We start from the raw sequence: 230 nt of genomic DNA, 5'->3' as shown, positions 1-230 counted from the left end.
ATCGGCAACAAAACCGGGCGGTGCCTGCTCAGTCTCAGCCGCTTGCAAACCGGCTTTGGAACGCAAAAAGACAAAGGGCAAACAACCAATCACCAGCCCCAGGCCCATCAAGGCAAACGGTGCCTGCCAACCCCAACGGGCCTGCACCAGCACCATCACCCCCGCCCCGACGATCGCGCCCAGAAATAAGGCGGCAGAACGAATACTGCCTGCACGCAACTGCTCGTCAC

The 230-nt window shown here is 60.4% G+C and carries 1 protein-coding gene; it reads right to left on the bottom strand.

What is annotated here, in order from left to right:
* A partial coding sequence (locus tag SAY88_RS25735; RefSeq protein ID WP_332635274.1) for a hypothetical protein occupies positions 1–230 on the bottom strand: 230 nt, incomplete at both ends.

Source organism: Halalkalibacter flavus (assembly GCF_036663575.1).
GTDB lineage: Bacteria > Bacillota > Bacilli > Bacillales > Bacillaceae_D > Halalkalibacter > Halalkalibacter flavus.
This window is presented reverse-complemented; position numbering and strand designations above follow the sequence as displayed.